This is a genomic window from Myxococcus xanthus, from assembly GCF_013116825.1.
GTDB lineage: Bacteria > Myxococcota > Myxococcia > Myxococcales > Myxococcaceae > Myxococcus > Myxococcus xanthus_B.
On the sequence record NZ_JABFNS010000219.1, the window covers coordinates 1 to 8744 of the forward strand.

General features: G+C 71.2%; 8 protein-coding genes. 5 read left to right on the forward strand and 3 right to left on the reverse strand.

Annotated features, from left to right (window positions below; translation table 11 throughout):
* The 3 genes from HNV26_RS35885 to HNV26_RS35895 all read left to right on the forward strand — a co-directional run.
* A partial coding sequence (locus HNV26_RS35885; protein ID WP_171452994.1) for a tetratricopeptide repeat protein occupies positions 1-2483 on the forward strand: 2483 nt, incomplete at its 5' end.
* The gene (locus HNV26_RS35890) at positions 2480-3370 is read left to right on the forward strand and encodes a sigma-70 family RNA polymerase sigma factor (protein WP_171445369.1); all 891 of its coding nucleotides are present in this window, start codon (positions 2480-2482) and stop codon (positions 3368-3370) included. The genes HNV26_RS35885 and HNV26_RS35890, both read left to right, overlap by 4 nt.
* Positions 3371-3463: 93 nt before the next feature.
* A complete protein-coding gene (locus tag HNV26_RS35895) occupies positions 3464-3700 on the forward strand; it encodes an amphi-Trp domain-containing protein (protein WP_140862043.1) in 237 nt (78 codons plus the stop codon).
* Positions 3701-3703: 3 nt separating this feature from the next.
* Here HNV26_RS35895 and HNV26_RS35900 read toward each other — a convergent pair whose 3' ends face one another.
* Positions 3704-5266 (reverse strand): methyl-accepting chemotaxis protein, encoded by a 1563-nt coding sequence (locus HNV26_RS35900; protein WP_171445370.1) that lies wholly within the window; start codon positions 5264-5266, stop codon positions 3704-3706.
* A gap of 250 nt (positions 5267-5516) precedes the next feature.
* Between HNV26_RS35900 and HNV26_RS35905 the strand changes: the two genes are divergently transcribed.
* Together HNV26_RS35905 and HNV26_RS35910 are read left to right on the forward strand one after the other, a co-directional pair.
* Positions 5517-5888 carry an NADH-quinone oxidoreductase subunit A gene (locus HNV26_RS35905; RefSeq protein WP_011552801.1) on the forward strand — a complete coding sequence of 124 codons (372 nt, stop codon included), beginning with the start codon at positions 5517-5519 and terminating at the stop codon, positions 5886-5888.
* Positions 5889-5894: 6 nt separating this feature from the next.
* Positions 5895-6458: an NADH-quinone oxidoreductase subunit B gene (locus HNV26_RS35910; RefSeq protein ID WP_011552800.1), complete on the forward strand. Its 564-nt coding sequence runs from the start codon at positions 5895-5897 to the stop codon at positions 6456-6458.
* A gap of 87 nt (positions 6459-6545) precedes the next feature.
* On the opposite strand, the gene HNV26_RS35915 is transcribed toward HNV26_RS35910, so the two are convergent.
* Positions 6546-6914: a PaaI family thioesterase gene (locus HNV26_RS35915; RefSeq protein WP_171445371.1), complete on the reverse strand. Its 369-nt coding sequence runs from the start codon at positions 6912-6914 to the stop codon at positions 6546-6548.
* On the reverse strand, positions 6904-8744 hold a 1841-nt coding region (locus HNV26_RS35920), incomplete at its 5' end, for a sulfatase-like hydrolase/transferase (protein WP_171452995.1). The genes HNV26_RS35920 and HNV26_RS35915, both read right to left, overlap by 11 nt.

An 8744-nucleotide genomic window follows, 5' to 3' on the forward strand; every position in this document is an offset into this window, starting at 1 on the left:
CCTCCCACCCGCGAGTCTCGGGCCACGCCGCGCCAGCGAGCCTGGACACGGTAATGGCGCCAGCCTCGCTGGTGGACTCGCCGCTGACCCATTCGGGCGCGCTGCTGGGCACGCCCGCGTACATGGCGCCCGAGCAGCTTCAAGGCCACGGCGTGGACGCGCGCTCGGACCAGTTCAGCTTCTGCGTGGCGCTGTACGAAGCGCTCCACGGCGTGCGCCCCTTCGAGGGCCGGACGCTGGAGGCGTTGGGCAAGGCCGCGCGGGAGGGACGCATGCGCGCGCCTGAGCGCGAATCGAAAATCCCGGCCCGTGTGCGGCGCGCGGTGCTGCGGGGTTTGCGAGCCCAGCCGGAAGAGCGCTTCCCATCGATGGAGGCGCTGCTGACCGAGCTGGCCCCCTGCGCTGGAAGGCGCCTTGCCTGGGTGGGCGCCTCCGCCGCCGTGGCATGTCTCGTAGGGCTCACCGTGGGCTACGTGGCGGCGCACCGGAGGCAGGCCCGCTGCGACCTGGAGGCGGAGCGGCTCACCACCATCTGGGGACCGGAGCGTCGCGCGCGAACCCATGCGGCCTTCCTGGCCACGGGAAAGCCCTTCGCCGCCGCCGCGTGGGAAGCCGTCGCCAGCACGCTCGACGGACACGCGGACACATGGCGCGAGCTGCGCACCGACGCGTGCACGGCCTCGCGCGATGCCTCCCATTCCTCCTGGCAGACGGCCGCGTGCCTGGACACACGGCTGTGGCACCTGGCCGCCGTCGTCGACGTGCTGGAGAAGGCGGACGCGCGAACGGTGCAGCACGCGCCGCAGATGGTGGCGTCCCTGGAGGGCGTCTCCGGCTGCCGGGATGCTCCGGAGCTGGCGAACCGGCCACAGCCTCCGGATGCCCTGCGGCCTCGCGTGGACGCGGCGCGACGCAAGCTGGCCGAGGCGCGGGCCCACATGGACGCGGGCAACCACCCCGGCGCGTTGGAGGAGACGACGGCCTTGCTCCAGGACATCCAGGGGCTGGACTACCGGCCGCTGGAGGCAGAGGTCCTCACGCTGCACGGCTATGCCCATGGGCTCGCGGGCAAGCCCATGGAAGCCGAGGAGCACCTCTACAAGGCGCTCTGGGCCGCCGAGGCGGGCCGCGACGACGAAACCGTGGCCCGTGTCTGGAACCTCCTCCTGTGGGTGGTGGGCGACCAGATGGCGCGCATGGACGAGGCGAACCGGCTGGTGCACCACGCCCGCGCCGCGGTGGAGCGGCTGGGCCGAGAGCGCTTCCCGCACATCGCCACCGACCTGCACCTGCGAATGGGCGGCTTGCTCCTGGTGCAGGGCAGGCTGGACGAAGCGGACAGGGAGTTCACCCAGGGGCTGGAGCTGGCGCGGAGGACCGCGGGCCCCTCACGGCCTCGCGTGACGTACTTCCTCACCGGACTGGGGCGCGTCCGCTCGCGGCAGCTCCGCGCGGAGGAGGCCCTGGCGCTCTACCAGGAGGCGCAGGCCTACGCATTCCAGGAGCGACAGTGGAGCCCCGAGCACCCGGTGCTCGCGCTCAACCTCAACAACATCGCCACCGAGCTGCTCGCCCTGGGCCGCACGCAAGAGGCGCTCGACACGTTCCAACGCTCGCTGGCGCTGCTGGAGGCCGCGCGCGCCAAGGACCACGCGAGCCTGGCCGCCCCCCTCAACAACCTGGCCGGCCTGCTGCGCCGCGAGGGGCGCCTGGAGGAAGCCCGGAGCCACTATGAGCGAGCCCTGGCCATCTTCGAGCGCAGCAAGGGAACGGACCACCCCAGCACCGTCACCGCGCTCGGCGGGCTGGGCATGGTGGCCTATGACTCCGACCGGCTCGACGAGGCGCTCGCCCACAACCAGCAGGCGCTGGAGCGCATCCAACGCAGCGTGGGCCAGGGCTCGCCGCGCCTGGAGATGTCGCTGCGCAACCTGGGCCTCATCCACCTGCGCGCGGGCCGGCCTGCGGTGGCGCGGCGCAACCTGACGCAGGCGCTTGGCCTCCTCCAGAAGGCGAACGGCACCGACAGCGTGGTGACTTGTGGCGTGGTCCGGGACCTGGCCCGGGTGGACCTGGAGACGGGCGCATTCCGGGCGGCACTGACCCGCTGCCAGCGTGCCCTGGCCCTGGATGAAGCCGCGCAGGGAGACGACAGTCCGGACGTCGCGCTCGACCTCGCCTGCCTCGGAGAGGCCCACCTGAGCCTGCGCGCGCCGGAGCAAGCCGTCCCGCTGCTCGAGCGCGCACGGCGCATCCATGCGCGCGTGTGGCTGGACCGGAAGGAAGCCGCGCGAGTGTCCTTCCTCCTCGCACGGGCCCTGTGGGAACGGCCCGCCCCGGAGGGACGCGAGCAGGCCACGGCCCTCATCCGCGAGGCGAAGGCGTGGCTGGAAGCCCAGGGGCTGCGCGCCCGGCGAGAGCACGACGAACTCGTGGCATGGCAGGAGCGGCACCTGCCCCATGTGAGCGAGGTCACCCGATGAGCCCGGCTCCGGAATCGCTGACGCCGCTGCTGCTCGCGGGGGCCCCGGAGTCACTGCACGACACGCTGCGCTCCGCGCCCACACTGGAGACACTGCTCACGGAGCTGCTCGACCAAGGCCGTGCGGCGTGGCCCACCGTGGCGCTGGCGCCCGCGGCCCTGTTGCACCACGTGGGCCGGCACCTGCGCGCGGAAGGCACACCCCTGGATGCGCTCAAGCAGCTCCACGCCGCGGACGTCTACCTGGCGTGCGCCTGTGCCCAGGGAGAGCCCCAGGCGTTGCGGCTCTTCGAGAGGCACGTCCTCCAGAAAGCCGCCGCACGACTGTCCCGGCACCTCGCGGCGATGGTGGACGAGGTGCTCCAGGTGACGCGCCAGCGGCTCCTGCTGGGCGTTCACGGCGGCGCGCCGAAAATCGCGGAGTACTCGGGCCGGGGCTCGCTGGGCGGCTGGGTGCGAATCGTCGCCTCGCGCATCGGCGGCGAGTTGCTGGAGCAGGCCGGCCGCCACGAGCAGACCGCCACGCCTCCGGAGGCCTTGGAGCAACTGTTGTCACGCGACGACCCCGAGCGAGACGTGCTCCAGGCCCACTCCCGGCAAGCCCTGTCCGAATCCCTCCAGGCCGCGCTGGCGACGCTGTCCGAACGGGAGCGCGCGCTCTTGCGCCTGCACCACCTCCACGGCCTCACCATGGACCGCATCGCCACGCTGTACGCGGAGCCCCGCTCCAGTGTGGCACGCCACGTGGCCCAGGCCCGTGAGCGGCTCCTGAAGCAGACCCACCGAGAGCTGGCCGCCCGGCTGAAACTGGACGGGCGCGAGGTGGAGAGCCTCCTGGGCCTGGTCCAGAGCCGCCTGGACCTCAGCCTCCACCGGCTGATGGGTTGACGCGTGCCTCGACTGCCGCGCTGATTCGAGCTGCGCATCCATCGCGGGCGATGCCATCATCCGGGGAAACCCTGGACGAAAGAGCCCTCAACGATGGCGCAGAAGAAGGCGAAGCGAGCGAACCGAGACCTGGAGAAGACGTACCCGCGCAAGGACTTCGTCGCGAAGCTGCGGCGGCTGGCGGACGCCATCGAGGCGGGCAAGGCCTTCAACATCCAGGTCGCTGGCGAGCGCCTGCGCATCCCCGCCGACGCGCTCTTCAACATCGAGCATGAGCGCGGGGACGGCGTGGACGAGGTCGAGTTCCAGCTGCGCTGGCAGCGGGAGTGAGCCTCAGCTCCGCGTCGTCTTGAAGCGGCTGGTGACGGCGGTGAGCCCCTCGGCCACCGCCTGCAGGTCCTGGGCGATGCGCGTGGTGCGTCCCGTCGCGTCCACGCCCTGCTTCACCAGTTCCGCGACGTTGCGGGCGCCCTGCACGGCCTGCTCGCTGGACTGGCGCTGCTGACGGGTGGCGATGGTGATCTGCCGCGCCGCCTCGCTGGTGCCACGCGCCAGCTCGACGATTCGCTGGAACACGGAGGAGGCCTGCTCGGCCACCTCCACGCCCCGGTCGCTGGTGGCCATGCCCACGCGGGCCTTGGCCGCCGCTTCCTCACCGGAGTCCTGCACCTTCTCCACGATGCGGGCGATGTCACGCGCGGACGCGGACACGTTCTCCGCCAGCTTGCGCATCTCCGCAGCCACCAGCGAGAAGCCCCGCCCCACCTCGCCCGCCTTGGTGCCCTCCAGCGCCGCGTTCAGCGCCAGCAAGTCGGAGCGCTCCGCCACCTGGTTGATGACCTGGGCAATCTTCGACACCTGCTGCAGGTCCTGGTTGAGGCCGACAATCGCGTCCGCCACGCCCTTGGACTCGGTGCGGATGTCGTTGATGCCCGCCACCACCTGCGCAACCACCGCCATGGCCTCCGCCACGGCCTCGTGGGTGCGCCGCGCGCTCGACTCCACCACCTCCGTGGAGCTGGAGATCTGCTCGGCCGTGCGGCTCAGCTCCTCGAACGTGGCGGCAATCTGCTGCGCGTACGCCGCCTGCTGGCTGATGACGTGCTCCTGGTCCGCGGACGCCCCCAACAGGCCCCGCGACGCGCCGGACAACTGCTCCGTGCGCGACACCATCTCCATCACCGAGGTGCGCAGCGTGCCCAGCATCTTGTTGAAGGACTGCGCCATGAGGCGCACCTCACCCGTGGCCGGCACGTCCAGCTCCCCGCGCGACATGTCGCCCCGGGCCACGTCCCGCACCACCTCTGTCACCCGGGCCACCGGTTCGGCGATGGCGCGGCTGATGAACAACGACAGCGCCAGCCCCAGCACCAGCGCGCCCGCCAGGCCGGCCAGCACCGCGCCCCGCATGTCATTCACCGAGCTGAGCGCTTCCTGGACGCCGAAGCCCGCCACGTAGATGCGCTCACCACTGGCGCAGCGGACCGACACCTCGTCGTGTTGGGTGGACGTGGCGCAGCCCTCCAGCCCCTCCACGCCGAGCGAGCGGATGGCCGTGGGAATGGAGCCACGCCCATGGAGCACGGTGCCTTCCGCCGACACCAGCCCCTGGTAGCGCAAGGTGAAGCCACTGCGCTCGTTCAGCGCCTCCGGGGCCTCCAGCATCGACAATACGTCCCGGACGCGGGCCGTGGATTCCGGCGTGCTGTCCGCGGACAGGAGCGCGGGGTGCTGCGATATCAGCCGCGCCACCACCCGCACCCGCTTCTGGAGCAACTCCAGCGTGACTTCCCGCTGGTGCATGGGGAAGTACACGACGCAGAAGCTCACCACCGCCAGGCACGGCACCAACACCGCGATGGCCACCTGCGTCCGCAAGCCGAGCCGGCCCCACATGCTTGCCATCTCCCCGGTGAGAAAGTTCCACGCCGGATGGATGCCGACGGTCCTCGGACGGTAGGCGTCCCTTCGCGGAGCGTCAAACCGGCCGGCCAAGACCAGAGCCGTGGGGGCGGCTGATCCACGCCAGGCGCGCCCCGAGTGGCCATGAACACTGCTTTTCGCCGTCATCTCAAGGGGTTGGCGCGCCGCTCCCTGGACTTTCCCTTTGACATTGCGAGCACGGTGTCATTAGGTTCCGCGCGCGATGACTCCGACTCCCCTCACGCCATACCTGCCGCTGGCCGTCGTCCTGCTGCTGGCGGGTGGCATGGCGATGCTCATTCCCCAGATCACCACGCGGCTGGGTCCTCGCCGTCCGAGCGCCATCAAGGCGACCAGCTTCGAGGCCGGCTCCGAGTCGAGCGGCCCGGCGCGGCAGCGCTTCGCGGTGAAGTTCTACGTCGTGGCCCTGCTGTTCATCGTGTTCGACGTGGAAGCGGTGTTCCTGTACCCCTGGGCGGTGAACTTCCAGGCGCTCGGCTGGTTCGGGTACGTGGAGATGCTGGTCTTCGCCGTGACGCTGGTGGTCGGCCTTATCTATATCTGGAAGAAGGGCGCCCTGGACTGGGAGAGCTGAGACATCATGGCTGACGCTGACCTCGCAAACATCGTGACGACCCGCCGTGACGAGTCCATGGGCTGGCTCCAGTCCATCGTCTCCAAGGGCCTGGGTTGGGCGCGCAAGTACTCGCTCTTCACCTATCCGTACGCCACGGCCTGCTGCGGCATGGAGTACATGTCCGTGGCCGCCAGCCGGCACGACATCTCCCGCTTCGGCGCGGAGTTCCCCCGCTTCTCGCCGCGCCAGGCGGACCTGCTGATGGTGGTGGGCACCATCAACCTGAAGCAGGCCCCCATCCTCAAGCGCGTCTATGAGCAGATGGCCGAGCCCAAGTGGGTCGTGGCCTTCGGCGTCTGCGCGTCCTCGGGTGGCTTCTACGACAACTACGCGGTGCTCCAGGGCATCGACCGCATCATCCCGGTGGACGTCTACATCCCCGGCTGCCCGCCGCGCCCGGAGCAGGTGCTCGACGGCCTGATGCTGCTGCAGGACAAGATTGGCAACCAGGTCCACCGCATCGCGGAGCGCGAGGAGGCCAACCCCACGGCCGCTCGGCACAACCTGCTGCTGTCCATGAACAAGTAACGCGCCCCACGCGCGGTACCGCCAGGGCCCCGCCCGCTTCCCGCCTCAGTCGGTGGAAGCGCCGGGGCCTTGGTATTTCTGGCGCCACTACCAGCGGTGGTACGCGGGGTGGCCCGGCTTCACGGCGACGAAGGTGCCCCGGCAGGTGGCCGTCACCTTCCCACCCGCGGTGAGCGTGCCTTCGATGACGGCGCGGTCCCCCTGGATTTCCACCGGCTTCGCCTCCAGGCGCAGCGGCCCGGCCATGGGCGTGGGCCGTTTGAGGGTGATGGCGTACTCGGCGGTGACGGTGCACGGCGGCGCGTCCCCGCCCTGCGCGCGCATCAGGTGGTACGCCGCCGTCCAGTTGCAGTGACAGTCCAGCAGCGTGCCGACGATGCCGCCGCTGAGCACGCCCTCGAAGGCGTGGTGGTGCTCTTGCGGCGTCCACTCCGCGATGACGGCATCACCCTCCACGTGGCTGCGGATGCGAAGGCCCTGGGCGTTGGCCGGGCCACATCCGAAGCAGCTGTTTTGGGGCGCGTAGCGTTCCTGAAGGCTCTGGGTGTCCGGAGTCGTCGACATGGCCGGCCACCTTACGCCAGCCTCCCGCCGCCGTCCGGCCCTGCACGCGGTCGAACCACGCCTCCAGCGCGAGGGCGTCCGGCCCTTCACAGTCGCCCTGGCAGGCGCGCAGCACCGTGCCGTTGGCCTGGGGCCTGTCCACCCACCAGCGCTGGCCGTCGAAGGCGCCCACGTCCTTCTCCTGAAGGATGCGGGCGTGGGCCGCGGGCCCCATCTCCACCACGCCATCCGGACGGATGCGGTACGCGTCGAAGGAGCGAGGCGCCCCCGGCCAGTGCCCCGGGTCGAACACCTCCGGCAGCACATGGGTGAAGCCCGTCTCCGCGTACAGCGACAGCGGACCCAGGTCCTCGCCACGCAGCAGCGGCGCCAGCGACACGCCGTCCACATCCGACAGGCTCGGCAGCCCGGACAGCTCCAGCAGCGTGGGCCCCACGTCCACCAACCGCACCAGCGAGTCCACCAGCGCTGGCGCCGTCCCCCGTCCCTTGGGCGGCTTCACCGCCAGGAGGATGCGGTTCTCCTCCTCCGACAGCCGCGCGCCATGCACCGGCGTGGCGCCCGCGAGGTCCGCGCGGTCCGCGTGGAAGCTCTCGCCATGGTCCGACAGCAGGAGGATGAGCGCATCGTCATAGCGGCCTGAGCGGCGCAGCGCGTCCAGCAGCGTCCCCACCTGCGCGTCCGCCTGTGCAATCAGCTCGTCGTAGAGCGCCTCCGCGCCCGCGCGGTTCCAGCCGCCCTTCGCGCCTGGAGCCACCGGAGCGAAGTGCATGCGCAGCCGGCGCTCCAGCGGCTCCGAGGCGGGCACGAAGCGGCGGTAGAACGGATGCACCGGATCGCCCGGAAAATGCGCCGCCGTCGCGTGGAAGGCGAACAACGTGGGGCCCTGGCTCGCCTCGTCCACCAGCCGCGAGGCCAGCCGCTCCGCGTAGCCCATGGGGTCATGGATGCCAGCCAGCGCGCGGTTGTCGATGAACTCGGGCAACCAGGCGGCGCCCAACGCATGGTCGGCGAACATGCCCAGCGCGCGGTAACGCAGCTTCTCCAGGAGGAAGTTCACCGCCCCGCGCGGCGGCTGCAGGCGCGTCTCGAAGCCGGACGCGGGGCCCTCCGCGTGGAAGCGCGAGCAGTCGGTGGCGAACACCGTGCGCCACCCCGCCTGGGAGAAGGACTCCGCGAAGGTTCGCTGGAGCTGCATCCGCGAGTCGGACGTCAGCGAGTAGCGCACGCCCGTCTCGTGCGGCCACCGCGCGGTGAGCAGCGAACGCCACGCGGGCTCCGTCTGGGCAATGGGCGTGTACGCGCGGGTGAAGAGCGTGGCCTCCTCCAGCAGGCGCTCCACGTGGGGCGCCACCTCGCCCGAGCCTCCCTGCGACTTCAGCCGGTCCGGCCGGAACGCGTCGATGCCGATGACGACCACCAGCGGATGCTCGGGCGCGCCGCGTCCAGCCATCCCCTTCCCCACCACCAGCAGCCCCGCCACGCCCGCCAGCGCCGCGCCTGCCCAGCCCGCGCGCCGCCACTGCCGCGTGCGCGCCACCCACACCGCCGCGTGCGCCACCAGCCAGGCCGTCAGCACCGCGCGGGGATGCCAGGGCTCGCCATGATCCACCAGCCAGGCCAGCAGCGACCGGAGCGCGGGCAGGTCATCAAAGAGGGCCGGACGCGCGATGGCCCGGTCCCACGCCAGCAGCACGAACAACAGCAGCCCCTGCCCCAGCG